The organism is Oceanobacillus sp. HCA-5259 (assembly GCF_037892815.1).
Taxonomy (GTDB): domain Bacteria; phylum Bacillota; class Bacilli; order Bacillales; family Amphibacillaceae; genus Oceanobacillus; species Oceanobacillus indicireducens.
This window is the reverse complement of sequence record NZ_JBBKBV010000020.1, coordinates 37,807-62,829: the sequence shown is the minus strand read 5'-3', so window position 1 is coordinate 62,829 and position 25,023 is coordinate 37,807. Positions and strand designations below refer to the sequence as shown.

The window sequence follows — 25,023 nt, the reverse complement described above, 5'->3', positions numbered from 1 at the left end:
AAATAACATGTGGGGGGATAGTAATGGGTTATATAGAATTAAAAACAGAAATTCCAGGACCAAGGTCAAAAGAATTATTAAAGAAGCGTGAAGATTCTGTTGCGAGAGGTTTAGCAACAAATTTATCCATAGGAATTGCTGAAGCTGATGGAGCTATGGTAATGGATATAGATGGGAACTGTTTAATTGATCTTGCGGGAGGTATTGGAAGTTTAAATGCCGGACACACCCCTAAAGCAGTAGTGGATGCACTAAAGAGACAATTGGATCATTATATAAATCCGGTATTTCCCGTCGTTTTGTATGATTCCTATATTCAGCTTGCAGAAAAGCTTAATCACTTAGTTCCCGGTAATTTCTCAAAAAAAACCGTTTTATTTAATAGTGGTGCAGAAGCGAATGAAAATGCTATAAAAATTGCACGGAGATATACAAAACGTTCAGGGGTCATTTCATTTGAAAGAGGGTTTCATGGAAGAACCTTTATGACCATGTCCATGACAAGTAAGGTAAAGGGATTTAAAAAAGGATTTGGTACAATGGCGACGGAAGTATATCATTTACCCTACCCATATCCTTACCGGGATACTCGGACAACAATAGAATTATTAGAAGCTATTGACAATCTGTTTCAAATGACAGTGGATCCCTCGGAAATTGCAGCTATTATAATAGAACCTGTCCAAGGGGATGGGGGGATTGTTGTCCCTAATAGAGAGTTTTTTGAAGGCATACGAAAATTGTGTACGCAACATGGAATCGTATTTATAGCTGATGAAGTGCAGACCGGATTTGCACGTACAGGTAAGTTCTTTGCAATGGAGCATTTTGGAGTAGCTGCAGATATTACAGTAATGGGAAAATCGATTGGTGCTGGAATACCTTTATCTGCGGTGACAGGTAATGCGGAGATAATGGATGCTCCGGAGAAAAAGGAGTTAGGTACAACATTGGGTGGGACCCCTTTAGGTTGTGTTGCTGGACTTAAAGTAATTGAGGATATTGAGAATAACAATTTGATGGATAGAGCTCAAGAAATAGGAAATAAAATTCGTTCTAAACTAACATTCCCATCAAAATTTGTTGGTGAAGTGCGGGGACTAGGGGCGATGATTGGTATAGAGTTTGTAAAAGATTTGGAGACAAAAGAACCCTACCCGGAATTAGTGAAGAATGTCGTTCGAAAATGTCACGAAAACGGGGTGATTGTGATTACCGCAGGATCTCGTGGTAATATAATCCGTTTACTTCCACCATTAATCATTAATGATAAACAATTGAATGAAGCATTAGATGTAATAGTTAATGTGATTAAACAAATAGAAAATAATGAAGAAACATTAACACATATAGAGTAGGTTATGATTCAATAATTTATCCCAGAGAGTCTTACTTGTCGTTTATTTTTAACTTCCCAAAATAAAGTCGAAAATCAACATATGATCCTATCGTTGATGTAACGGAAGATCATATTATTGTTTTACGAAATGCTGGACCAAAGGGCGGATCTGGAATGCCAGAGTGGGGAATGCTCCCTACCGAAGAAGCTTATTAAAAAAGGGGTGCGACTTTGATTATTTAGAGACAGGATTCGGCGCCCCGACGAGAGAACCAGAGATTAATTAATCATTTATTTGAATTATAACATGAAATTCCGGAATAAAAACTGGATAAAGTAAATTGTGAGGTTAACAAGTATAAAGCCATTAGTGTTGCATAAACAATAAACTCAGTATCAAATATTAATCGAATGAGTTTGTGCCAAGCCTTTCTCAGTACCCTTTTCACCCTAGTGTTTCAGACATTCTATTTTTGTACGCTTTTTCAGCTACCGCGCGAATGTCTTCGCTTGGTTCCCGGTCATTTTAAAGTTACGTTCTAATATCAAGAACGTAACTTAAAATGCGAGGATGGTTATCTAAAACTTTTGGCTAGCTTCCCAATCGCGGATGAATGAGGTTTGTATACACCGATTGAATCACCTCTATACCTCTTGGATACCAATGCATGCCTCGCTTTTTCATACGGCAAGTAACGCGACGTTTGTTGGATTCCATTTGGTGACTTCCGGTGGGTGGTGAGGGGGTGTCTTCCAATTTTACAGCTTACCCAACGTATGCAATAATCCCAGTCTCATCATCTAATTCCAGTTTAATCCCTGCGAAAGGATCCTCATTAAGAAATTCATCTAGCCATAACCGTAGTGCTTCGATAATGTTTGACATTACGAGTACTTGTTTCCTACCATTCCAGAATGATTCTGCAGAAAAGCCAGTATCATCGTCATACATTAATTCTACTTCGACTTCTTCTGGTTTTATGTGTTTTTTCCGAGAAACATAAACGCAAATTGCGTTAATAATATCTTGTTCAGGAAGGACTAATTTCTCCATACATTAGCTTCCTCTTTTCTTTTCCTTTTGAAAAAGTGATAAATTTTTACTGCCACTGAGATCAAGAAAATAATTGCGAGCCCGTTGATTAACAAGCCTAGAATAGATCCAAAGATACCCATGTTACCAAGCAGCCCACCGAATAATAATCCAGCAAGCCCACCGAGCATGAGGCCCTTCATTAGACCACCTGACATCATGCCGCCTTTATTGTCCGTATTTTGTTTTGTCGTGGATTTGTTCACTTTAGAATCTTTTTTATTATTTTGGAAGAAGGAATTATTGTTGTTAGAGTTGATGCCGCTATTTCCTGGGTTAAATGACTTTTTCCCGGATTTATAACGTTTCGCCTCCACCGTTGTGTCCTGATCTTGGAAAACAACATCTCCAATTGGTGAAAATACTAGTGCGATGGCACATAATGCTACGATAATTTTCTTCATTAATCTTTTTCCCCCTGATGATATCTTTGTATAGTCATCCTCCCATTATAATATAGCTTTATGCTTTTGTCTGTTTGGAGGAAGGAAATGTCTTTAAACAAAAGAACGAAATCCGTTCCTTTAATTAAGAAAAGTTAGGATAGCATCAACCAAACTGTAGGTACCAAGTCCGGTACAAATCAGTGCTACTATTCCGCCGATAATATTAGCCTTTAAAGAGTTTGTATAGTTGCCGAGACGCTTTTTGTTATTCATGATAACAAGGAGCGTAATTGCAATCACAGGGAGCAGGATACCATTCAAGGCTTGTGCGAATAGCAGAACGCTCAGAGGATTAAATTCAAGGGCCGAGCCGATGATCCCAATTGATATAATGATGACAAACACGATTTTAAAGCGTTTGTCTTTCATATTGTTGCCCCATTTTAAGACACTGCTTACTGTCATCGCTGCACCAAGTGGAGCGGCAAGCGCAGAAGATAAGCCAGCTGCAAATAAACCGATACTGATGAAAATCAGTGCCCACTCTCCCATGATTGGTTCGAGCTGAAGTGACAAGTCAGCGCCACTTTGTATTTCCATACCTTTGATCGTCGCACCAGCTGTAATCAGTACCGCTGCAGTAATCAATCCTCCCACACAAATGGATATGATCGTGTCCCATCGCGAATCTTTTAAATCAGACGGCTTGTTCCAGCGTTCCTGCACATTTGAAGCATGAAGAAAAAGGTTGTAAGGGACGACAGTTGTACCGATTAATGCGATAATCATAATGATGGAACCGAGAGGGATGTTTGGGATAAAAGTTCCCTTGAATAATTCTCCAATAGCCGGCTGTGTCATAAACATGGTCGTAATAAATGTAATAGACATGATGACGATGAGGAAAATCATCAATTTTTCTATCAGTTTATAACTGCCGGAAAGGCCGAGAAATAAAATAATGACTCCTACAATCGGTCCAAGTACATTCGTCGGTATTCCGGTAATAGTGGAAATGCCTAGTGATGTGCCGAGCAGATCACCCGCCATATAAGCGGCACAGCCAACACTGATAGCAATAATCACAAGCCACATGGAGCCGTATTTCAATATTGGATTTATGAATTGTTCGCGGACCGCATCCCCAAGCCCTTTCCGCGTAATGATTCCGAGCCTTCCTGTCATTTCCTGAAGCACAATTGTTGCGATAATGGAAAAAACGATCGCCCACAACAATGCGAAGCCAAATGATGCTCCTGCTCGTGTCGCAGTTGTTACGGTGCCAGGACCAATAAAGGAAGCAGTGACAATTGCCCCTGGCCCAATGATATTCAATCTATCTTTCCATGTTCTTTTCCCTGAATCAGAGTTACTTATTCTATTAGGTATTGCCATATTTTTTCTCCTCCACCTTCATTTCATCTTCGGTTCTGTTACTTTTCGACCCCAGCAAATATTATTTAGCTCTTCTCACTGGGGCGTCTATATTTAAAAACAGCACAAGTATCCTTGTTTATACTTGTGCTGAACTGCCAATATCACTATTTGCTATTAATCAAACCCGCGAGCGCATATAAAATAACTGTAGAAACAAAGTGGGCAGAATTTTGATTTGCGTCCTGCTGCGGATATACTTCCACAAAGTCCATGCCAATGACGCCTTGCTTGCAGATTTCGTGGACGAGTGTTACAAGTTCAAAAGAAGTAAGTCCATTTCCATCAACAGGACCGCCGGGATTAAAAGCAAAATCTAAAACATCACTGCAAATGCTCAAGTACACACAGTCCACATCTTCCTTCGCTTGGGCATGAAGTTCACGGGCAAGCTCCGATAAATCATGATGCTTTCGGATATCGTTGATTGTTACCGTAACAGCACCTGCATTGCGGGCATTCCGACCTGCTTCAGGCTGATTTCTCGGTCCATGAATACCTGTGTGAATAATACTTTCATTACGTACACCTTCCTGTTCATATAAACGGGCAAAAGGACTGCAACGCGCATACTGATCACCTTGATGGGAAGGAAGGTTGTCGAAGTGTGCATCCAGATGAATGATGCCGACTTTCTTTCCTTGTTCTGTAAGTGCCCTTAAGATGGGGTAAGTGATGCCATGATCTCCACCGAGACCGATTAGAAATTTCCCGCTCTCCCAAAGCTTACCCGAGAAATTTGTAATTCGTTGCATCGTTTCTTCCACATCAGCGGGAACAACATCTACATCACCAACATCCCCAAGCTTGATATGTTCGAATACGTCAATATGGTCGAGCTCCGGCAAGTAGCCACTGTACCTTGCAGATGTCAGCCGTATTACTTTCGGTCCAAGTTCACATCCTGTGTAATCGCCCCATGTAACTGCACCCTCCCATGGAACTCCGTATACAATAGCATCAATGTCTCCTAATGAATCGAGAGAAGAAGAAAGATTCTTTGCTCCGAGAAAAGTTGGTGTGTTTCCGTAAAGATAATTGTTCAACGTATATCCCTTCCTTTTTTGAATAATGGAGCAGGCTGATTCACGTGTAACGATTCACCTGCATCATACTTGTTTGGTTGGCTGTTTCATCAATAAGTATTGCTTGTTAAATATCTGGTTTCCCTTCCATTAAGGAGATGAAACTCGGAAAGGCTCATATCCCTACCAATTGGCTTGGAATAAGAATATTTATATGATTGAGAAAGGGAAATATGAGGGAATTCGTCCGTTGAATGGTGAGGTTTTTGAAGAGGTCTTCATTTAAAAAATGATAAACCGCATGAAATGGGATAACAACCAATTCATGCGGCTTTTTTAGATAATACTAAAATCGATTTATACCCATTCTCAGTCAATGGTTATAGGTAAATGTTTCCTTTATAAATAAAACATCTCCGCAAAAACTAAGTTCACCGAAAAAAGCGAGGTGACTTTATGGAAAATAATACAAAATATACAGCATCCGGTACCAATATTGAAGAAGTAAAACGGGCAAATGAAAATTCTGGTATGTCATATAACGAAGCAAAAGAGTATATTGCAAGGACTACTGGTGGCCATGGAACTGAAATTTATAGCAATACAAACGCTGAACAAGTTCGGAAAAAGAATCAACAAGGACAATAAAAAAAGCTAATCCTGCTGGTTCATGTGTTAAAACCAGCAGGAGAGTCTTAATTATTTGTTTGCAATCTGCTCTTTTGCCATTTTAACCATTTCTTTAACCATATTGCCACCGATTGGTCCGCCAACTTTTCCTGCTTGCTCAGAGGTAAGATGTCCGTTATTTCCTTTTTGTAAAGGTACGCCTTGTTCTTCAGCAACTTCGTATTTTATCGATTCTGGATTATTAAGATCTACGTCATATCCAGCTTCCTTCATTACACGTCCTTTAAACTGACTGAGATTTTTCTTTGCCACGTAAAACACCTCCTTATGAATAGAATTTCCGAAAAATTTTGGTTTATCCTGTTAAAGGTTTTCAATTATTTGTTATCAAAATCTAAAGTGGCTAATATGGATAATATAGTGATGTTTCTTTAAGGGGATAATTGCTTGTCGGGGGCATTTATGCTGTTTTTTTAAATTTAAAAAGCACGAAATACGGTAGAGTGGAATTCACATGGAAAGGAGATTATGATGCAAAGTAATATAGGTAAACTTTACTTGAAGTTGTGTGAAGATTATATTAAAAATTAAATCATTCTGGTATAAGTGGTGAAAGACTGGCTAAACGATTGGATGAACTTTCACAGCTTCCTTCTTGAGTTTACTTTGACATCGATTCCAAATAAGTATATCATTTCGGTAAAATGATTGGTTCAGAGAGAACCGATACATCTAGAAAAGACCATTATCTATCAAACTCTGATCATAGGAGGGTATCTATCATGGCGATACAAGAAGTCCAGTTTAAATCATTTAATGAAAAGGACACTATAAAAGCATGGATTTACACGCCAATTCGTAAGCCGAGAGGAATTGTCCAGATTGTCCATGGTTTTGGTGAACATTCGCGCAGGTATTTACATATGATTCTTGTGCTTAATGAAGCGGGTTTTATAGTTGCAGCAGATGATCATGTTGGCCACGGGAAAACGGCGTATGATTCAGGCAATTGGAATGACTGGGGCGATAAGGGCTACATGACGATGGCAGAAGATGAGCACAAATTACGAGAAATTGTTCAGAAAGAGTATGACGGACTTCCATATTTCATGTTCGGACATAGTATGGGCTCCATGATTGTAAGAGGATATGCAACCAAATATGGGGAAGGAATCTCTGGACTTATTTTATGTGGAACATCTGGTGTTTTCCCGAATTTAAAAGAGATATCTGAAGAAATGAAAAAGCGTATCGATGAGGGGGATGGTGAAGTTGTCGAAGATAGTTATCTTGAAAGCTTATTTGGCTGGATGACAGAGCGGATAGAGAACCCAAATAGTCCAAATGACTGGATAAGTGGCGACCCTGACGTTGTGACAGACCATGCGAATGATCCGTTTAACAATTTTACTTCAACACCAAATATTCGCTCCCTCTATTTCTTTGTTCAAATGATGGAAACAATTATTGGTACGGAATGGGCAGAGAAGGTCCCTTCCTCTATTCCTGTTTATAATATTGCAGGTGACTTTGATCCGGTAGGTTTATATGGGGAGGGCGTGTATCAAGTCTCCAATTGGCTTGCAGAGACGGGTAACTTTGTAAAAACTAAGTTGTATTCCGGTTACCGACACGAAATTCATAATTACAGAGATATTCGTGATGAAGTAGTGGAGGGGATTATTGATTTTATAAATGGTACGATATAAAAGGAGTACCTAACAGAGGCGGTTGCAGGGAGAAGTGTTAGCGCGCTTCTCCCTATCTATATCCAGTGAAAACTTTTTTCCAGTTAAAATACATCCTATTGACAAAGAGAAGCGAACCATATATAGAAGAAAGTATGAAAGATTCATTTTAACTAGGATCTTTTGACAATACGGAAATCATACAAGGGGGAAAAACATGAAAGTCATTGTTATTGGCGCGGGAGTCGTCGGTGCTTGTGCTGCTTACTATTTATCGCAGAATGAAAATGTTGATGTCACGTTGATTGATGAGGAATTCGAAGGGAAGGCGACTTTAGCTGGCGCAGGGATTATTTGTCCATGGATTTCACGGTATAATGATTCTGATTGGTTCAGGATAGCAAGCAGGGGAGCCCAGTATTATCCAGAGCTGATCGAATCTCTTAAAGAACTGGGGGAGACGAACACTGGTTATCGGCAGACAGGTGCAATTGCAACGAGTGAAGACATAGAGGTCATTCGTAAATTGAAGGAGCAATTAGAAAAGAAAAAAGAGGCATTTCCTATAATTGGAAATATTGACGTATTACAAGCTGGACATGCCAATAAATATTTCCCGCCAATAAATGAAAAATTGCATGCGCTCTATTTATCAGGTGCCGCTCGCTTGGATGGAAGATTGCTCGCTAGCGCTTTAGTAGAAGGCGTGAAGAAAAATAATGGAAAAGTTATACAGGAAAAAGCTGCACTGAAAAAAGAAGGCAAGCTGGTTTCGGTTTCAACGAGCAGCGGAAATTTATCAGCTGATCAAGTTATTATTGCAGCTGGTGCTTGGACAAATGACTTGTTGCAATCTGTCGGTACTTCTATCAAATTGGAACCCCAGCGCGGGCAAATTGTCCATTTGGCTGTGAATGAAGATACTTCAAATTGGCCGGTTATTCTTCCACAAGATAGCAGTCATTATATTGTTCCTTTTGATGATAATCGAATTGCTTTTGGTGCGACACGTGAAGCTGGAAGTGGTTATGATTATCGGATAACGGCAGGTGGGATTCAGGAAGTACTGAATGAAGGATTGAAAGTCGCGCCAGGTCTCCAAAGTCAAACATTGCAGGACATCCGGATAGGGTTTCGGCCAATGAGTCCGGATAATAAACCTTTATTAGGCGAAGTTCCCAATTTGGATAATGTCATTGTTGCAACAGGGTTGGGGGCTTCTGGGTTGACGATGGGGCCTTATGTGGGAGCATTGGCTGGAAAGATGGCGCTGAGAGAAGAGATTGATATTGATTTAGGACCGTATGATCCGATGAGGTAATTGATGTTGAAGCTTACCACATCCTATATTATTTTGTAAGGACGATGTATGTAGCGGAGTAGGTATTATTCTGCTAAGTGAGAATAATGATAACTGTATTAATGTAGATTTAGGTGCGAAAAATAAACTTACTCCAGGAAATCAATTAAATGAATTATTATGAACTGATAAGGAGTTAATCATAATGACAAAAAGAGTATACCTCAATCACGATGGAGGTGTGGATGACCTCGTATCCTTATTTCTATTACTCCAGATGGAAGAGGTAGATTTATTAGGCGTTGGTGTTATCCCGGCAGACTGTTATTTGGAGCCGGCATTATATGCTAGCCGAAAAATTATTGATCGGTTTGGGAATAATAAAGGGATAGATGTAGCAGCCTCTAGTTCTCGTGGGAAACATTCTTTTCCTAAAGATTGGCGTATGCACGCATTTTTTATCGATGCGTTACCAATCTTGAATGAATCGGGAAGAATCAACACTAGTGTTTCAGAACTTAAGGCGCATGTACATTTGATTAAACACATTCGTGAAAGCGATGAACCTGTAACATTGGTGTTTATTGGACCACTGACAGATCTTGCTCGAGCATTATATGTTGCGCCAGATATTGAATCCAATATTGAAAAATTAGTTTGGATGGGTGGTACATTTTTAGAAAAAGGAAATGTCGAAGAGCCGGAACATGATGGTTCAGCTGAGTGGAATGCTTTTTGGGATCCGGATGCTGTCAAAGTTGTTTGGGATAGTAAAATTGAAATTGATCTAGTCGCGTTAGAAAGTACCAATATGGTTCCTTTAACAGTAGATATTCGAAATTATTGGGCGGCGCAGCGAACGAATATCGGAATCGATTTTCTTGGACAATGTTATGCGATGGTACCTCCTCTTGTACATTTTCAGACGAACTCGACTTATTTTCTCTGGGATGTGCTAACCGCAGCAAGCATTGGGAAACCGGATCTAGTCAAGCAAAAGGTAGTGAAGAGTATTGTTCATACTGAAGGGGCGAGTCAAGGTAAAACAGTTATTTCAGAGAATGGAAGACCGGTCAATTTAGTTTATGAAGTAGACCGCGATGCATTTTTTGAATACATTACAGAGCTAGCAAGACAACAAGATTGAGGTGTAAAGAATGCGAAAAATTATTATAGATACAGATACAGCTGGTGATGATGCAATTGCTCTATTAACAGCATTACATTATTTTAAAGTCGAAGGTGTAACAATTACAGGTGGAAATGTTGCGTTTGATCAACAAGTAGAGAATGCTTTATATTCTATTCAGGTTTCCAATCAAGATTATTATGTTCCTGTCTATAAGGGATACGAGGGCCCTATCCTCGCAACAGGAGAAGAAGAACATCGTACGGTAGAAGATGTCCATGGCAGGGATGGAATGGGCGATGCCTTTTTTGAAAAAGCAAAGCAACGACCAGAGGAAAAACATGCGGTTGATTTTATCATTGAAAAAGTAAAAGAAATGCCTGGTGAAGTCTCTCTATTAGCTATTGCACCACTAACCAATATTGCGATGGCAATTAAAAAGGATCCTACAATTATAAAGGACATCCCACATATTTACATCATGGATGGAACAAATAACACATTAGGCAATATTACGGCTGCTGCTGAATATAACTTCTGGGTAGATCCTGAAGCTGCAAATATTGTTTTACATTCAGGTATACCGATTACAATGGTTGGTTGGGATATTTGCACAAAATATTCTCTAATGGACAATGATGACCATAAAGAGATTGAACAGTTGAATACAACCGGGTCCGATTTCTTTATTAAAATTAATAAAGTAGTGAAAGATTTCAATGCAAAGGTTCATCGTCTGAATGGTACAACACATCCGGATACGATATTAGTAGCGATTGCAGCAAATGAAGAAATCATGACGTCATCTAATGCGTATTATGTAGCTGTTGAAACGAAAGGTGAACTGACAAGAGGTTACAGCTTGGTTGATATTAATAATAGGAGTGGGAAACAACCTAATGTTCGTGTTTGTGAAGCTGTTGATCGAGCCAGGTATAAAGAGATCCTATTACAGGTTTTAAAAACGATTCAATAAAATTCTTCCTTTCAAGAAGGCGTATGGCAAGTTTCTATGCATACGCCTTTTAATACACGTTCTTAATGTTTCAATTAACTTCCATAACCTCGATGCCTCCAAAAACTTCCGCGTCATAGCTCCAATATTAATTCCTAGACATTGCGTTTTTAATCTTCTCCATAGCCACCTCGGTTTCAATCAAATCATAAAGATAAGATAATAAAACTAACTAGTAAAAATGTTTACCTAATAAATTAATTATTTCTTCTTTTCCATATTACCTTCAAAAACAGTACAAAAGACCGATATAGGTTATGTAGTATTATAGAGTTATTTGATGGAGGTACAGAGATGGATAAAACATCAATTATTGGTATTATTTTAGGAATTATTGCGGTTACTGTTGGGATGGTTTTAAAAGGTGTTGGTGCGGGAGCCTTAATTAATCCGGCAGCACTTCTCATTATATTTGTAGGAACGGCTGCATCTGTATTGATAGCATTTCCTGTAAGCACGATTAAAAAGATTCCTTCCTATTTTAAAATATTGCTTAAAGAAGAGGAACAAGATGATATACCAGTGCTTATTGAAAAGTTTTCAAAGATGTCCGATCAAGCTCGTAGGGAAGGTTTGTTATCTTTAGAAACTGAAATAGAAGCATGGGATGATGACTTTATTTCTTCCGGACTACAATTGACCGTTGATGGTCATTCACCGGAGTTCATCCGTGAAGTCATGCTCGAGAAAATTTATGCAATGGAAACGAGACATGAAGAAGGTGCAGCAGTTTTTACGCAAGCTGGTACGTATGCGCCCACGCTGGGAGTGTTAGGTGCTGTTATTGGATTAATTGCCGCACTTGGTAATATGGATGATATGGAAATCTTGGGGGAAGCGATAGCAGCGGCTTTTGTTGCAACTTTATTAGGGATTTTTTCAGGTTATGTATTATGGCACCCGTTTGCAAATAAATTAAGACAGAAATCGAAAAAAGAGATTCAACGAAAGGAAATTATTGTGGAAGGGATTCTTTCCGTCGTGAATGGGGATTCTCCGGCGGCGATGAGAGATAAGTTGAGTTCGTACCTCACTTCAAAAGAAATTGCCAAGATAAAGCAGGTGACAGAAGATGAGTAGCCGGAGACGCAGAAGAAAGAGTGAAGCTCAATCAGATGATTCATGGCTGCTTCCCTATTCTGATATGCTGACATTGCTTGTGGCATTATTTATTGTATTATTTGCCATGGGCGAAATAGACGCCCAAAAGTATGAACAGCTTTCCAAAGTTTTTAAAAGTGAATTCTCTGGCGGTGGATCCATTATACTGGAACAAAGCCCAGCGGAGGATCCTTCAGAAACTGCCATAGATGAAGACCGAAGTAAAGAAGATAATGAGGCAAATGAAGAAGACTTAAGTGAAGGTATGAGAGAAGTAGAAAATCTTAAAAAACTTCAAGCGAGTATCAATGGTTATATCGAAACAAATGAACTAACTGATGCACTATCAACAGAATTAAGCAATGAAGGATTAATGGTCACGATTTTAAATGATGTCACGTTTGATATGGGGAGCGCTGAAGTTAATGAGGGCGGCAGGGAAATCATAACCGAAATCTCAAGGTTGTTAAACACCGATCCGCCTCATCATATTGAGATAAGCGGACATGCAGACGACCGGCCGATTCACAACGAAGAATTCCCTTCGAATTGGGAATTAAGTGTAATAAGAGCCGTTAACTTCATGGGATTAATTTTGGAAAATGGAGGACATGATCCAGCTCGCTTTAGTGCGAAGGGATTTGGTGAGTACCATCCAATTATGCCGAACACGAGTGAAGAGAACCGGGAGAAAAATAGACGAGTAGAGGTTCTTATTTTGCCTAACTACGAAATAGATGTTGAAGAAAATTAAGCAAATTCACGGAAATGGAGTTTAAAATCGATTGGAGAAAGCAAGTGAGATTTATTTGTTGGTGGACTGTCTCCCTATAGTTGAATCGGCACTTTGACTAAAAGGACGAAAAATAGTAGCATGCAAGATAACTTCTTCTAATCTCTTTCGTCGTATATTATCAGGCATTACGTTCTGTAATACCCCACTAAATGCGGTTTCATTTTTTGGTAGGAGGAATTAAGATGTATGAAGACAAAACCGAGTTAAATGCTACGATGGGCAGGATTTTTGGGCAAATTGTTAAAGAGCGTGTGGCAACAGAAGCACTTGCAAATCTATTAATCGAAAAAGGCGTTATTACTGCAGAAGAGCTGGATGAATCTTTTAGAAAAGTATATGAGGAAAAAGGGACAAAGTATTCTGCAGAATCTTTGAATATGTCGGAAGAAGAGTATAGGAAGATTATTAATGGAGAGTGAGCCCACTCTTAAAATCCCACTCAACATGTAAATGTGATGAGTGGGATTTTGCATTACTGAACAGCCTTGAATTAAGAAAACTGGAACTTAAGGATTTTTCACTTTAATAAAAAGTTAAATTGGGAGAAAAATGCTCGATACATCTGTACCTACTGATAAAGGAGTTCATCATCATCTGTATAGGAATGTGCTGTTTCTCCACTATTATTTGGCCAAACTGGGGCGGAAAAATATATTTCCTCCCTAGCAAAATTGCAAAATAACTTGTGACTTTAATATAACTTTGCCTTTTTATTTAAAAAATAATTTGACATTTTTTTATAACAGTATTATTCTATATGTAACGGGTTACACAAATATGCGAACCCAAGTTTTTTCATCTATATGTAACCCGTTACACATATGGTTAAAGTATCCTTGATGTCGCCGAAATAGCAGCTGTTTCCAGGGGGTATGTTGAAAGGCTTGAAGGCTATTTAGATGAAGTACAGTAAGATAATTAATTTTAAACGGCTTTTTACAACGTGGATATATCCAAAACATAGGAAAACCGAATAAAAAGATCCCATCGGAAAAATATAAAATCAACTAATTACGAGAGAGAGGTGATCATATGGAAAAGCAACCGGCAGTTTGTGTCGTGGGAAGTATTAATATTGATATGGTCACGACTGCTAAAGAATTCCCTGAACAAGGTGAAACCGTTTTAGGTGGAGAATTTAAAACTTATCACGGTGGTAAAGGCGCCAATCAAGCAATAGCCGCTGCAAGATTAGGAGCTGAAGTTACCATGATTGGTGCGGTTGGGGATGATCAGTTTGGAAAGGATATCCTACAGAACTTCCAGAATGATAAAGATCGATAATCATTTTTTTAAAATCATCGTTATATCGTTTACCATTATTTTTTGTAATCATTGGACACATCCTCCTTGAAATTCATTGTATAAAATTTAACTTAGATGTGTCCATGAAACTATACTAGCATCAACATATATAATGATTCGCCTGCATACGCAATCACTTTTTATAATAAAGTTTACTATAATCCGGTTTTACCTGAAGCAGTTGTTTTGCTAATTTCTTGCTCGTAAATTAAAATAACCTTGTAAATAAATTTAAACTGGAGGTAGTTAATTTGGCTAAGGTAGCATTTCTTTTAGCAAGTGGCTTTGAGGATTCTGAAATGAAAAATCCATATGAAGCTGTTAAAGAAGCAGGGCACGAAACAGTCATTATTGGTTTGGAAAAAGGTGCACGCTGTGATGGGAAAAAAGGAACAATCTCCTATACTGCTGATCTTGGGGCATCTGAGGCAAAGGCTGACGATTTTGATGCGGTTATTATACCAGGTGGAGGTGCTCCGGAAGCATTGCGTGTAAATGATGACGTTGTTCGCTTTGTGAAGGAAATCAATCAAAACGACAAATTAATTGCTGGTATTTGTCATGGACCACAGGTCATGATTAGTGCTGACGTTCTAAAAGGAAAGGAAGCAACATGCTTCATCGGAATTCGTGATGATGTAAAACTAGCAGGTGCGGCCTACCACGATAAAGAAGTTGTAGTTAGTGAAAATTTGATTACCTCACGTACACCTAAGGATGAACCTGCTTTTATTCGGGAAATTTTAGCGAAATTATCCTAAACTTTAATTAATCAAGGAATACATAGAAAATCGGTTTCTAACAGTGAAGAAACCGATTTTCTGCTTTAGTTTGTATGGAGCACTTCATTCTCTAAAAACTCCCGCGCCACTTCCGCAGCACTTCTTCCTTCGACAGTCACCTGATAATTCATCTCCCGCATCTCGTCATCCGTTATTTTCCCGGCTAACTGATTTAAGATACCTTCCAGTTCAGGATATTCCTCGAGCGTTTCACTTCTCAGCAAAGGGGCACCTTGATAAGGAGGGAATAATTCTAGATCGTCTTCCAATACGGTAAGATTATAGCGTCTCAACTCACTATCAGTAGAATAGGCATCTAATACATTAATATCTCCCTGCTCAATCGCCGTATAACGCAGCTTCGGTTCCATTGTTACGAGATTAGGGAATTCGAGATTATAAAGTTCTTGAATACCAACATACCCATCTTCGCGATCCGTAAATTCCAAAGTGAATCCGGCTTTTACCTCGTTTTCTAATCCCTGTAAATCAGAGATTGATTTTACGTTATGCTCCTCGGCAAAGGCCTTAGATACAGCTAATGTATACGTATTATTATAATCCATCGGTTCTAGCAAGACTAAATCGTTATTCTCTAGTAAGCCGGACCTGGCCTGTTCGTATACTTCTTCCTTATCATTACTTACTGGGGTCTCATCTAGAAATTGCGTTATTGCCGTTCCTGTAAACTCTGGATAAATATCGATATTTCCTGATTCCAAAGCATTGAATAAAAAAGTTGTTTTCCCAAGGCTAGGTTCTAATTCTACGTTCAAATCGGTTTCGTCTTCTATTAGAATCTTATACATATTAATTAAAATCTCTGGCTCGGAACCTAATTTACCCCCAATTACAATTGCTTCTTCGTCTCCACCGAACCAATTGGGAATCACGGAGACACCGAAAGTGAAGATAACGATGATCCCAATTGTAACGAGTGTCTTTTTATACGAAAGTTTTTGGATGCCGCGTAACACGAGGTCAAATAATATAGCAAGTATTGCTGCTGGAATTGCTCCAAGTAAAATAAGTGCGGAATTATTTCGATCGATTCCAAGCAGGATCAGATCTCCTAAACCTCCTGCTCCGATTAATGCAGCAAGGGTTGCAGTTCCAATAATTAATACCATCGCCGTCCGAATTCCTGCCATAATCACTGGCATTGCAAGCGGCAATTCCACTTTCAACAATCTTTTCCTTGTGTTCATTCCCATTGCCATCGCCGCTTCAATTAAAGAGGAATCCACTTCTTTAATTCCAGTGTACGTGTTGCGAAGAATAGGAAGTAAGGCATAGATTACTAAGGCAATAATAGCGGGAATTTTACCAATCCCTAGCAATGGAATGAACAGTCCGAGTAATGCTAAGGAAGGAATCGTCTGCAGCATCGCAGCAATCCCAATAATACTCTCAGCAAAACGAATCTTTTTCGTTAAATAAATACCGAGTGGTACAGTAATTAAGACAGCAAAAAAGAGCGCAATAAACGAAATCTGAATATGTTCGATGAGCGCTTGAAATAGTTCATGCTGGCGGTTTTGGAATACTTCGATCAAGTTATTCATCATTATTTCCCCCTTTCGTTAAATGTTGGGAGAAATAATCGATCATGATTTGCCGATTCACAACACCAATCGGAACTCCGTTTTTTTCTACGGAAAGGGAATCATGGTTGGATAACCGCTCTAACACTTCAGCCAATGTAGCTGAAGTGGAAATAGTTGGAGCTTCCTGTCCTGTCAGATTCGGAAGGGGATGAATAAATTGTTCTAAATCAAAATCTGTCCCCGGATGACTGGCGCTTCCAACGAAATCCCGGACAAAGTTATTCGCTGGATTATTTATTAGTTCTTCGGGTGTACCTAACTGAATGATTTTCCCTGCCTTCATTAAACAAATCCGGTCCGCTAGTTTCAATGCTTCTTGAATATCATGTGTAACAAATACAATTGTTTTCTTAATGGTACGTTGCAAATGAATGATATCTTCCTGCAATTTTTCCCGACTGATCGGGTCTAATGCACTGAATGGTTCGTCCATTAAGATGATTTCCGGATCGGCTGCTAAAGCACGGACAACGCCAACTCGTTGCTGCTCGCCGCCAGAAAGCTCATCAGGTCTCCGGTTCCGGTAAATAGTAGGATCAAGACCTACCATATCCAATAATTCAGTTACACGATTGCGGATTTTTTCTTTGTTCCATTGTTTTAACTCGGGAACGATTGCAATATTTTCCTCTATCGTCATATGGGGAAATAACGCAATTTGCTGTAAAACATAACCGATATTCCAGCGAAGTTCATCTATTTTATAGTCGCTGATCCTTTTTCCATTCATATAAATGGTTCCAGTTGTCAGAGGAATGAGGCGATTGATCATTTTTAATGTCGTTGTCTTTCCGCTGCCACTTGGACCAATTAATACAAAAAATTCCCCTTTATTAACTGTAAAGTTGATGGAATCTACTGCAGGCGTGTCGCCATTATATTTTTTTGAAACATTTTCAAAAGAAATCATTGGGAAAATTATCCTTTCTGTATAGGGGTTGGGTTGACTTTATATTAGTGTAATGGGAGTTTGGTGAAAGCTCAATGAAAAAGGGGGCAGATTTTGTCAGCTAGTGATGAATCAGGCAGGTGCCTAATCTGTCGTTGAGAGAATTAGTCGATAATTTCATGTGTTGTTTTATGTGTGTGTGATAAAGGCATATAAAAATCTGTTAACGCATATAATCAAAATCGCTTAATCTCAGAATTATTTACCGTCCAGTTGAGGAGATGCCTGTACGGATGGAAATGATTGCTACCAGCCCCAGGGAGATCGAGCTGACTGTCTTGCAGCAGAACGTTTACGGAAGTTTCTTTGTCAAATGGAGTGATTTAAAAACGATTATACAGTAAGAAAATAGGGAACAGAAACTATAGAATATAAGAAAGGAAGTGTCTTTGTGAAAGCATTAATCTTAAACTGTTCCCTAAAACCCTCTAATGAAGTGTCCAATACTGATGCTTTGTTAGAAGAGTTCATCAATGTCTTTAGAGAAAAACAAATAGAAACAGAAACGATTCGAGTAGTAGATTATCATATAGCATTTGGCGTTGAGGCCGATATGGGCGATGGGGACGAGTGGCCAGTAATTGCGGAGAAAATAGAAAATGCTGATATTCTACTCTTTGGGACACCTTTGTGGATTGGTGAAAAGAGTAGTGTTGCCAAAATGGTTCTGGAACGAATTAGTGGATCTGGTTCTGAAACGAATGATAAAGGACAACCCGTCTACTATAATAAAGTTGCTGGGGCTGTAGTGACTGGTAATGAAGATGGTGCCAAACATGCGGCGAGAGATATTCTCTTCAGCTTAGGACATTTTGGATTCTCCTTGCCACCTAATCCACTGTCCTACTGGGTGGGGGATGCCGGTCCAGGTCCATCTTACATTGAAGCAAAAGGTAAAAATAATGAATTCACACAAAAAAATGCACAGATTGCAAGTCATAATCTTGTTCACTTAGCGAAGATACTGAAGGATAATCCGATCCCTGCGGAGGGAAATGTGAGTGAGTAAGTGAAATTTTGGAGATTGACCCTCAAAGGTTAGAACGAATATCTTTGGGGGTTATTTGTTGTTATGAAGGAGGGCAGAAGATAACTTTAAATTGTGTAGAATAAAATGAAAATAAAGTGTAGTATACTATACAAGAGGAGGTAGAAAACGATGCCTTTAAGAAAAGAAGATAATATGTTAACTTATGATCAATATTTAAGCATAGATGAAAATATAAAATACGAAATAATTGATGGCGAACTTTATAATATGTCCCCCTCTCCAAGTGTGAAGCACCAAACAATTGCAAAGGAACTCGTAACAGAATTTAACATTTATCTACGTGGGAAGAAGTGCGAAGTGATACCTGAAATTGATGTTTCCTTAGAGGGTCTAGAGGACGTTACGAAAATAAGAGAGTGGGTTCGTCCAGATATCTCTGTTATTTGCGATAAAAGTAAAAAGAAAGAAAGTCATATTGCGGGAGCTCCAGATTTAGTTATTGAGATATTATCTAAGTCAACTGCTCAAAAAGATAAGGTGACAAAATTTAATCGCTATAAAAATAGTGGTGTTAAAGAGTATTGGATAGTGGATCCAGCTTATGATTTAGTTGAAGTTTATTTTTTGGAGAACAAGGAATTTGTCAAAAAGGGAATATTTTCAAAGCAAGATAAAGTAAAGGTGAATATATTCGATGATTTGTTCATCGATTTAGATTTGATTTTTTAAATATAGGCTGGAGAGGATATCTCGTGTCTAATGTGTTAAGGGGAGGGATGCTATTCTTGACGGTGAGCAACTGAGTGACATATATACTTACTTTGTTTCTCATGTAGTATGTAGATTCTATCTCTTCTTCTTTTGGTCCATACCACTCCATCGGAACATAGGTGAACATTTACCTGTAATTTTCAGAGTAGTCACACATACAGCATTCGAGGGTTGAATTACTAATATAATAAATAATAGCGAAATTTGTCGACCTTGCAACGATTGGAAAAAAGTCTGCGAACGATCCGATAATGGTAAAAAAGTTTCTATTTTTAATGCTAAAAGAGCAAACTAACTAATATGTTTAGGTTAACAGACAGAATCCCTGTGGTGAACTAAAGGATATTGGAGTGGCAGTTTGTTTCTTTGCATCCGAAGAAGTTCAGTATTATGGGGCAATCTCTTGTAGTGGACAGAGAAAAAGTCTTACCTGTAGTTCCTGATGAGATTTTATTATTATGCTATTAAACTACCACCAAATTAGAGAGGATGAATGAACCGTGAGAACAAGCACTATAGCTGAAACGATCCGACGTACAGCCGCGCGTGTCCCAAAGAGCACTGCTATTATTTTTGATGACAGGGAATGGAGTTACTTAGAACTGGATAAAGCAGTTACACGTGTTGCGCAGGGCTTGCATGGACAAGGTGTTACAAAAGGGGACCGTGTCGCCGCTTATGGAAGAAATTCCGATATGTATGTACTTTTATTCTTAGCAACCGCCCGTTTAGGCGCCATCCATGTCCCAGTAAATTTTCAATTACATGGAGATGAGCTTGACTATATTCTTAGCGATTCGGGCCCGGTTCTTATCTTTGCTGACCGTGAATTAGCAGAGACAATCACTAAAACGAAGTCAAATCGTGATCGGAGTGTTTTGCTTTTTGAAGAAGAAATCCTTACGTGGGCTCTGAGTGACGATGATAAAAGCTTGCAGGATGATGAGTTCGCTGTGGAAGATACAGATGTTGCGCAGCTTCTCTACACGTCGGGGACAACGTCTGATCCAAAGGGTGCGATTATGACACATCGTGCTTTGATTTACCATTATATGAGTTGTATTCAAGGGTTGGACATTGAGGAGTCGGACAGGGCGCTCCATAGTTTGCCGCTTTATCATTCAGCACAGATGCATGTGTTCTTGCTGCCTGCTCTAATGGTGGGGGGCTGGAATAAGATTTTGCCTGCACCAGTTCCAGAAGAGGTGCTCGCAACGATGGAACAAGAAGCGATTACTTCCTTCTTTGCCGCACCAACCGTTTGGGTTTCCTTAGCGAATCATCCAGATCTCGCCGTTCGTGAGCTTGATACGCTGCGGAAAGCGTATTACGGTGCTTCGATTATGCCTGGACCAATTCTTGAAAGGTTGCAAAATCATTTGCCGAAACTCGGTTTTTATAATGTGTTCGGCCAATCTGAAATGGGGCCAGCTTGTACGGTCCTGCGTCCAGAAGAGCATGCAGACCATCCAGGTTCAGCAGGCAGACCTCTATTGTTCGTTGAGGCACAAGTCGTGGGCTCAGAGGGTAATCGTGTCGCAATCGGTGAACTTGGTGAAATTGCTTACCGCTCTCCTCAACTTTGCCTTGGTTATTGGAACAAGCCCGCAGCTACAGAAGATGCTTTTGTCGATGGATGGTTCCGCTCTGGTGACCTCGTTAAGCAGGATGAGAATGGCTTTATCGAAGTGGTTGATCGTGTGAGGGATGTTATTAACACCGGTGGGGTGCTTGTTGCTTCAAGGGAGATTGAGGATTGTATTTATCAGCTGCCTGAGATTGCTGAAGTTGCTGTTGTCGGTGTGCCGGATGAAAAGTGGATTGAAGCAGTGTCTGCCTTTGTCGTTGTAAAAGCTCCGATTACAAAAGAAAAAATCCTCGAGCATGTAAGGGCTCATTTAGCGAACTTCAAAGTTCCGAAACAAGTGGAAATAGTAGAGGAATTGCCGCGGAATGCTAGTGGTAAGATACTGAAGCGGCAATTGCGTGTTGTTGCAGATTCTCGGAACTAATTAAATTCTATTAATAGGCGAGGGAGAGGTGATGATACAATCACTAATAATAGAATCAAGCAAGGAGCGTATCAACAAAATGAAAGCATATATTATAACTATAGAACTAAAAGAATCCAATCCATTAATTTGGAGAAGCGTCATTATGCCAGCGGACGCAACTTATAAAAGATTGCATGATTCGATCCAAACTGTGACCAATTTTCAGGGAGGCTATCCTTCAGATGGCTATCACCTCTATGAATTTAACTTGATAGAAGAAAATATAAAAGTAACGAATAATGAAGAAGCATATCTGGAGTATCAGAATTATAAAAAGAACAAGGCTGTTTTCAAAAAACGATTAGAGACAATGCCAGATAATATGCGGGTATTCGAGCAAAAATATCAAGGGAGGGAGCAGGCAGAAGTTCGGAAACCTAGTGGTTTAAAAATTGATGGATACTTGGAAAAATACAAAGAAATTAACTATGTCTATGATTACGGCGATAATTGGAATTTCACAATTAAACTTGAAAAAATAGTCGATGATTACTATTTTGGTTATCCTACCCTTCTGGATGGAGCGGGAACTGCGCCACCTGAAGATGTGGGCGGGATGGACAATTTTTATGAATTTCTTGAAATTTACAGGAATCCAAATCATCCTGATCATGAAGATACCAAAGCTTGGGCGGACTCTTTCAATTTTAGAGAATATGACTTTGAATGGATTAATCACATGCTTAAGATGCTCAATTACAAGAAGACAGAGTGGGATAAGATTAACCATGTTGGGTATGTGGTGGTTAATGATAAGTATAGAAAGAAATAAGAAATCGATTCCGCATGTTTCTTACTTATCATAAAACTTTTATTGCTTCCTGTCACTTATCGAAATTTGCTTTTATAACCTATATGCTATACTAGTAAGAAAACAAAACAGGGTGATAAAGTATATGGTTCAAAAAAGATTATCTGACCATATTGCAGACGATATTATTGCGATGATTTCTATAGAAAAACGTTTTAAACCAGGAGATAAACTACCAAACGAAATCGAGCTATCCGAAGAACTTGATATCAGCCGGACAACGTTACGGGAAGCAATCCGCATTCTTGTGACAAACAGCATTTTAGAAATCCGCCGTGGAAAAGGTACATATGTCAAAGATGACGTTGACATCAACAATATCGAATCCTTAAGCTTCCTTGCCGATGCTAAAATCGACACGAAAGATTTATATGAAATCCGTCTCATCTTTGAACCAGAGGTTGCCTACCTTGCAACGATTCGAGCGAGTGAAGCCGAGTTAAAACGAATTATTGATTATGGTTTATTAATAGAAGAAAAAGTAAAAAACAACGAAGATCGCACAGAAGTGGAGCATAAATTCCATAAATGCATTGTGAAAGCGACACACAATGCATTTATGGAAAGACTAATGCCTGTCATTCAACGAGCGATTGCAAAAGGCGTTATTTTAACGAATGAAAAAGAAATGGCGATTAAAGATACAATCAGTGATCATCGTATGATTATGGACTTTATGCGAAACCGCAACCCAGAAGGGGCAAGAAGTGCAATGAAGATTCATATTTTACATGCGATGAAAGCACTGGGATTGGATTGAACTTCTTATGATTGAAGTCATAGGGGTTCTTATTTTTTATTACCCATTAACGGTCTGTAATCCTTCACTTTATAAACGCTTTAAAGTTCATAACGAAGTCATACAACGTTGTTGACAGCAGACAACTCAACATTTAAAATAAAAATAATATTTAAATTTTTTTAAAGGGTGAATAAAATGAGAAGTGATAAAATCAAAATCGGACTTGATCGTGGTCCACACCGCAGTCTCTTATATGCGACTGGAAAAGTAAAACCCGGGGATTTACAAAAGCCATTTATCGGGGTATGTAACTCTTATATTGATATTATTCCAGGACATGTGCACTTGCGTGAATTTGCTGACGTCGTAAAAGATGCGATTTATGAAGCCGGTGGTATTCCATTTGAATTTAATACAATCGGTGTCGATGATGGGATTGCTATGGGACATATTGGAATGCGTTATTCTCTCCCAAGTCGGGAACTAATTGCTGACAGTGCAGAAACGGTCATTAATGCTCACTGGTTTGACGGTGTCTTCTACATTCCAAACTGTGATAAAATCACACCCGGAATGCTAATGGCAGCGGCTCGTACCAACGTTCCTTCTGTTTTTGTTTCCGGCGGACCGATGGAAGCGGGGGTTAGCCAAGATGGGAAGAATTTATCATTAACATCCGTTTTTGAGGGTGTTGGTTCGGTGAAAGCTGGTAAAATGTCAGAAGAAGAATTCGAATTCATCGAACAAAATGCTTGTCCGACATGCGGCTCTTGTTCAGGAATGTTTACAGCCAATTCGATGAACTGTTTAATGGAAATGTTAGGGCTTGCACTTCCTGGGAACGGATCGATTGTCGCCACAAGTGAAAAGCGGAAAGAATTAATCTATGAAGCTGCTAAACATCTCGTGCGCATGGTGAAAGAAGACGTTAAACCTCGTGACCTGATTACAAAAGAAGCGATTGATGATGCATTTGCATTGGATATGGCAATGGGTGGTTCCACCAATACAGTTTTACATACATTAGCAATTGCGAATGAAGCCGGTATTGAGTATTCGTTGGAAGAGATTAATAAAGTCGCAGAACGCGTGCCATATCTTGCAAAAATCATGCCTGCATCCGACATCTCGATGGATGATATAAACAAAGCAGGTGGCGTCAGTGCGATTATTAATGAACTAACGAAGACTCCAGGCGCCATGCACCCTGAACGCTTGACGATTACAGGCCAAACGATGGGGGAGCTTGTTAGCGATTATGAAATCACTAATGATCAAGTTATTCGTACGAAAGACAATCCATACAGCCCAGTTGGTGGACTGTCGATCCTTTTCGGTAACCTAGCGCCAGAGGGTGCCGTCATTAAAGTTGGTGCGGTAGACCCGAGCATTAAAGTGTTTGTTGGTGAAGCCATTGTTTTTAACTCACAAGATGAAGCGCAAGAAGCGATTGATAACGGTACAGTAAAAGAAGGGCATGTTGTCGTTATTCGTTATGAAGGACCCAAAGGCGGGCCGGGTATGCCGGAGATGCTCGCTCCAACTTCTGCTATAATGGGACGCGGACTTGGTAAATCTGTTGCACTTCTCACAGACGGCCGATTTTCCGGTGCATCGCGCGGAATTTCAGTCGGACATATTTCACCTGAAGCTGCAGAAGGTGGCCCAATTGCATTAATTGAAAACGGAGATATGATTACGATTGACCTACCAAATCGTACAATCAACGTTGACCTAACAGATGAAGTTTTAGCAGAAAGAAAGAAAAACCTGCCACCATTCGAACCGAAGATTAAACAAGGATGGTTAGGAAGGTATTCGAAGTTGGTAACTAATGCATCTAAAGGTGGCGTAATGAGTATATAGTTTGATGCAATAAATTACCTTAATGGATTAATCGTAAAGCATCAAAGCCTAAGGAAATAGACGTTTGGTCTCTTGGAAACCAAATGTTTATTTCCTCTTTTTTAACCAAATTTTTTAAACAACTAAAGGAATTCACACACTCCCCCGATAAAAAACTTACCCCATCCCGGGAGACAATTGTTCCGACCCCAATGTCACGTAATAGATGG

24 protein-coding genes and 1 pseudogene are annotated in these 25,023 nt (G+C 39.3%); 18 read left to right on the top strand and 7 right to left on the bottom strand.

Features of this window, described 5'->3' with window-relative positions; translation table 11 throughout:
• Positions 1-23: 23 nt before the first annotated feature.
• Both gabT and WKU33_RS12030 read left to right on the top strand, forming a co-directional pair.
• Complete coding sequence (gabT, locus tag WKU33_RS12035) at positions 24-1,358, top strand: 4-aminobutyrate--2-oxoglutarate transaminase (protein WP_340454791.1); 1,335 nt, start codon at positions 24-26, stop codon at positions 1,356-1,358.
• 89 nt (positions 1,359-1,447) lie between these two features.
• Positions 1,448-1,555 carry a dihydroxy-acid dehydratase domain-containing protein gene (locus WKU33_RS12030; RefSeq protein WP_188856217.1) on the top strand — a complete coding sequence of 36 codons (108 nt, stop codon included), beginning with the start codon at positions 1,448-1,450 and terminating at the stop codon, positions 1,553-1,555.
• A 550-nt stretch (positions 1,556-2,105) separates the two neighbouring features.
• Here WKU33_RS12030 and WKU33_RS12025 read toward each other — a convergent pair.
• The 4 genes from WKU33_RS12025 to WKU33_RS12010 all read right to left on the bottom strand — a co-directional run bounded on the left by WKU33_RS12025 (position 2,106) and on the right by WKU33_RS12010 (position 5,298).
• Positions 2,106-2,393, bottom strand: a complete 288-nt coding sequence (locus WKU33_RS12025) for a YxcD family protein (protein WP_340454785.1) — start codon at positions 2,391-2,393, stop codon at positions 2,106-2,108.
• On the bottom strand, positions 2,381-2,836 hold the full coding sequence (locus tag WKU33_RS12020; protein ID WP_340454783.1) for a hypothetical protein: 456 nt from the start codon (positions 2,834-2,836) through the stop codon (positions 2,381-2,383). Before WKU33_RS12020 ends, WKU33_RS12025 begins: the two co-directional genes overlap by 13 nt.
• 120 nt (positions 2,837-2,956) lie before the next feature.
• Complete coding sequence (locus WKU33_RS12015; protein ID WP_340454782.1) at positions 2,957-4,213, bottom strand: Nramp family divalent metal transporter; 1,257 nt, start codon at positions 4,211-4,213, stop codon at positions 2,957-2,959.
• A gap of 146 nt (positions 4,214-4,359) precedes the next feature.
• The gene (locus tag WKU33_RS12010) at positions 4,360-5,298 is read right to left on the bottom strand and encodes an agmatinase family protein (protein WP_340454781.1); all 939 of its coding nucleotides are present in this window, start codon (positions 5,296-5,298) and stop codon (positions 4,360-4,362) included.
• A 435-nt stretch (positions 5,299-5,733) separates the two neighbouring features.
• Here WKU33_RS12010 and WKU33_RS12005 point away from each other — a divergent pair, with 435 nt between their 5' ends.
• Complete coding sequence (locus WKU33_RS12005; protein ID WP_156855036.1) at positions 5,734-5,925, top strand: gamma-type small acid-soluble spore protein; 192 nt, start codon at positions 5,734-5,736, stop codon at positions 5,923-5,925.
• Between the two features lie 51 nt (positions 5,926-5,976).
• On the opposite strand, the gene WKU33_RS12000 is transcribed toward WKU33_RS12005, so the two are convergent.
• On the bottom strand, positions 5,977-6,219 hold the full coding sequence (locus WKU33_RS12000) for an alpha/beta-type small acid-soluble spore protein (protein WP_268239576.1): 243 nt from the start codon (positions 6,217-6,219) through the stop codon (positions 5,977-5,979).
• Between the two features lie 470 nt (positions 6,220-6,689).
• On the opposite strand from WKU33_RS12000, the gene WKU33_RS11995 reads away from it, so the two are divergent.
• From WKU33_RS11995 to WKU33_RS11955, 9 genes and pseudogenes are all read left to right on the top strand, one after another.
• Complete coding sequence (locus WKU33_RS11995; RefSeq protein ID WP_156858074.1) at positions 6,690-7,616, top strand: alpha/beta fold hydrolase; 927 nt, start codon at positions 6,690-6,692, stop codon at positions 7,614-7,616.
• Between the two features lie 196 nt (positions 7,617-7,812).
• Complete coding sequence (locus tag WKU33_RS11990; RefSeq protein WP_340454778.1) at positions 7,813-8,916, top strand: NAD(P)/FAD-dependent oxidoreductase; 1,104 nt, start codon at positions 7,813-7,815, stop codon at positions 8,914-8,916.
• 184 nt (positions 8,917-9,100) lie between these two features.
• Positions 9,101-10,042 carry a nucleoside hydrolase gene (locus WKU33_RS11985; protein ID WP_336252743.1) on the top strand — a complete coding sequence of 314 codons (942 nt, stop codon included), beginning with the start codon at positions 9,101-9,103 and terminating at the stop codon, positions 10,040-10,042.
• Positions 10,043-10,052: 10 nt separating this feature from the next.
• Positions 10,053-11,000 (top strand): nucleoside hydrolase, encoded by a 948-nt coding sequence (locus WKU33_RS11980; RefSeq protein ID WP_340454776.1) that lies wholly within the window; start codon positions 10,053-10,055, stop codon positions 10,998-11,000.
• 333 nt (positions 11,001-11,333) lie between these two features.
• Complete coding sequence (gene motA, locus WKU33_RS11975) at positions 11,334-12,119, top strand: flagellar motor stator protein MotA (protein WP_156857918.1); 786 nt, start codon at positions 11,334-11,336, stop codon at positions 12,117-12,119.
• Positions 12,112-12,894, top strand: a complete 783-nt coding sequence (locus WKU33_RS11970) for a flagellar motor protein MotB (protein ID WP_156857919.1) — start codon at positions 12,112-12,114, stop codon at positions 12,892-12,894. The genes motA and WKU33_RS11970 overlap by 8 nt, the downstream gene beginning before the upstream one ends.
• A gap of 224 nt (positions 12,895-13,118) precedes the next feature.
• Positions 13,119-13,355 carry a hypothetical protein gene (locus tag WKU33_RS11965; protein ID WP_340454773.1) on the top strand — a complete coding sequence of 79 codons (237 nt, stop codon included), beginning with the start codon at positions 13,119-13,121 and terminating at the stop codon, positions 13,353-13,355.
• A gap of 613 nt (positions 13,356-13,968) precedes the next feature.
• Positions 13,969-14,208, top strand: a pseudogene (locus tag WKU33_RS11960) (PfkB family carbohydrate kinase); the annotation flags it as partial.
• A 284-nt stretch (positions 14,209-14,492) separates the two neighbouring features.
• Complete coding sequence (locus WKU33_RS11955; RefSeq protein WP_188856165.1) at positions 14,493-15,002, top strand: type 1 glutamine amidotransferase domain-containing protein; 510 nt, start codon at positions 14,493-14,495, stop codon at positions 15,000-15,002.
• Positions 15,003-15,067: 65 nt separating this feature from the next.
• Here the strand turns inward: WKU33_RS11955 and WKU33_RS11950 are convergent, their stop codons facing one another.
• Entirely contained in the window at positions 15,068-16,588 is a 1,521-nt protein-coding gene (locus WKU33_RS11950; RefSeq protein WP_340454770.1) for an ABC transporter permease/substrate-binding protein, read from the bottom strand.
• Positions 16,581-17,540: an ABC transporter ATP-binding protein gene (locus WKU33_RS11945; RefSeq protein ID WP_340454768.1), complete on the bottom strand. Its 960-nt coding sequence runs from the start codon at positions 17,538-17,540 to the stop codon at positions 16,581-16,583. Before WKU33_RS11945 ends, WKU33_RS11950 begins: the two co-directional genes overlap by 8 nt.
• A 430-nt stretch (positions 17,541-17,970) precedes the next feature.
• On the opposite strand from WKU33_RS11945, the gene WKU33_RS11940 reads away from it, so the two are divergent.
• The 6 genes from WKU33_RS11940 (at position 17,971) to ilvD (ending at position 24,814) form a co-directional block, all read left to right on the top strand.
• Positions 17,971-18,588, top strand: coding sequence for a flavodoxin family protein (locus WKU33_RS11940; protein WP_336252733.1), 618 nt, complete (start codon positions 17,971-17,973; stop codon positions 18,586-18,588).
• A gap of 150 nt (positions 18,589-18,738) precedes the next feature.
• Positions 18,739-19,299: a Uma2 family endonuclease gene (locus tag WKU33_RS11935; protein ID WP_340454766.1), complete on the top strand. Its 561-nt coding sequence runs from the start codon at positions 18,739-18,741 to the stop codon at positions 19,297-19,299.
• Positions 19,300-19,841: 542 nt separating this feature from the next.
• Entirely contained in the window at positions 19,842-21,353 is a 1,512-nt protein-coding gene (locus WKU33_RS11930; protein WP_340454764.1) for a fatty acyl-CoA synthetase, read from the top strand.
• A gap of 79 nt (positions 21,354-21,432) precedes the next feature.
• Positions 21,433-22,167 carry a plasmid pRiA4b ORF-3 family protein gene (locus WKU33_RS11925; RefSeq protein WP_340454762.1) on the top strand — a complete coding sequence of 245 codons (735 nt, stop codon included), beginning with the start codon at positions 21,433-21,435 and terminating at the stop codon, positions 22,165-22,167.
• A gap of 124 nt (positions 22,168-22,291) precedes the next feature.
• On the top strand, positions 22,292-22,966 hold the full coding sequence (locus WKU33_RS11920; protein ID WP_156857964.1) for a FadR/GntR family transcriptional regulator: 675 nt from the start codon (positions 22,292-22,294) through the stop codon (positions 22,964-22,966).
• Positions 22,967-23,143: 177 nt separating this feature from the next.
• Positions 23,144-24,814, top strand: coding sequence for a dihydroxy-acid dehydratase (ilvD, locus tag WKU33_RS11915; protein WP_188856155.1), 1,671 nt, complete (start codon positions 23,144-23,146; stop codon positions 24,812-24,814).
• The last annotated feature ends 209 nt before the right edge of the window (positions 24,815-25,023 follow it).

Bases quoted from the DNA above. Each gene is read 5' to 3' on its own strand.
- gabT (WP_340454791.1), top strand. From the start codon at position 24: ATGGGTTATATAGAATTAAAAACAGAAATTCCAGGACCAAGGTCAAAA.
- WKU33_RS12025 (WP_340454785.1), bottom strand. From the start codon at position 2,393: ATGGAGAAATTAGTCCTTCCTGAACAAGATATTATTAACGCAATTTGC.
- WKU33_RS12020 (WP_340454783.1), bottom strand. From the start codon at position 2,836: ATGAAGAAAATTATCGTAGCATTATGTGCCATCGCACTAGTATTTTCA.
- WKU33_RS12015 (WP_340454782.1), bottom strand. From the start codon at position 4,213: ATGGCAATACCTAATAGAATAAGTAACTCTGATTCAGGGAAAAGAACA.
- WKU33_RS12005 (WP_156855036.1), top strand. From the start codon at position 5,734: ATGGAAAATAATACAAAATATACAGCATCCGGTACCAATATTGAAGAA.
- WKU33_RS11995 (WP_156858074.1), top strand. From the start codon at position 6,690: ATGGCGATACAAGAAGTCCAGTTTAAATCATTTAATGAAAAGGACACT.
- WKU33_RS11990 (WP_340454778.1), top strand. From the start codon at position 7,813: ATGAAAGTCATTGTTATTGGCGCGGGAGTCGTCGGTGCTTGTGCTGCT.
- WKU33_RS11985 (WP_336252743.1), top strand. From the start codon at position 9,101: ATGACAAAAAGAGTATACCTCAATCACGATGGAGGTGTGGATGACCTC.
- WKU33_RS11980 (WP_340454776.1), top strand. From the start codon at position 10,053: ATGCGAAAAATTATTATAGATACAGATACAGCTGGTGATGATGCAATT.
- motA (WP_156857918.1), top strand. From the start codon at position 11,334: ATGGATAAAACATCAATTATTGGTATTATTTTAGGAATTATTGCGGTT.
- WKU33_RS11970 (WP_156857919.1), top strand. From the start codon at position 12,112: ATGAGTAGCCGGAGACGCAGAAGAAAGAGTGAAGCTCAATCAGATGAT.
- WKU33_RS11965 (WP_340454773.1), top strand. From the start codon at position 13,119: ATGTATGAAGACAAAACCGAGTTAAATGCTACGATGGGCAGGATTTTT.
- WKU33_RS11950 (WP_340454770.1), bottom strand. From the start codon at position 16,588: ATGAATAACTTGATCGAAGTATTCCAAAACCGCCAGCATGAACTATTT.
- WKU33_RS11945 (WP_340454768.1), bottom strand. From the start codon at position 17,540: ATGATTTCTTTTGAAAATGTTTCAAAAAAATATAATGGCGACACGCCT.
- WKU33_RS11935 (WP_340454766.1), top strand. From the start codon at position 18,739: ATGCCTTTAAGAAAAGAAGATAATATGTTAACTTATGATCAATATTTA.
- WKU33_RS11925 (WP_340454762.1), top strand. From the start codon at position 21,433: ATGAAAGCATATATTATAACTATAGAACTAAAAGAATCCAATCCATTA.
- WKU33_RS11920 (WP_156857964.1), top strand. From the start codon at position 22,292: ATGGTTCAAAAAAGATTATCTGACCATATTGCAGACGATATTATTGCG.
- ilvD (WP_188856155.1), top strand. From the start codon at position 23,144: ATGAGAAGTGATAAAATCAAAATCGGACTTGATCGTGGTCCACACCGC.